Below are 442 nucleotides of genomic sequence, written 5' to 3'. Positions count from 1 at the left end.
CCGCGCCGGTGGGTCGCTGGAGAACATCACGCGTACGGTCTCGGCGATCCAGTCGATGAACCAGCAGATCGCGGCGGCGGCAGAGCAGCAGAGCGCGGTGGCCGAGGAGATCAACCGCAGCGTGCTGAATGTGCGTGACGTGTCGGAGCAGACGGCGTCGTCCAGTGAAGAGACCGCCGCCTCCAGTGCCGAACTGGCCCGACTGGGGGTTCATCTGCAAACCCTGGTAGGACGTTTCAAGGTCTGAATGCCCGCGGTGATGAGCTGGCTGTGCTGCCCGTCAAATACAGCCAGCTATCCGCTACAGATCCGCAGTTCATAGTCGATACTCTCTTCATAGAGCCTATAAAAGGCTCGAGGGGAGTATCAACATGTTCAGTTGGCTTACCGAAAAGTTGGGCAATGTAAGCGTCAATCGCAAACTGGGCTTCGGCTTCGGCCT

Annotated in this window: 1 protein-coding gene and 1 pseudogene; one reads left to right on the top strand and one right to left on the bottom strand. The window is 59.0% G+C overall.

Features of this window, described 5'->3' with window-relative positions:
* Window positions 1-247 (top strand): annotated as a pseudogene (locus OC610_RS28870) (methyl-accepting chemotaxis protein); the annotation flags it as partial.
* Here OC610_RS28870 and OC610_RS28865 read toward each other — a convergent pair.
* Window positions 237-442, bottom strand: a 206-nt coding sequence (locus OC610_RS28865) for a hypothetical protein (RefSeq protein WP_264433224.1), incomplete at its 5' end; no start/stop codon positions are given. The pseudogene OC610_RS28870 and the gene OC610_RS28865 overlap by 11 nt on opposite strands.

It is taken from the genome of Pseudomonas agronomica (assembly GCF_025917275.1).
Classification (GTDB): Bacteria; Pseudomonadota; Gammaproteobacteria; order Pseudomonadales; family Pseudomonadaceae; genus Aquipseudomonas; species Aquipseudomonas agronomica.
Note: the sequence above shows the minus strand (reverse complement) of the source record. Positions and strands in the feature narration are given on the sequence as shown.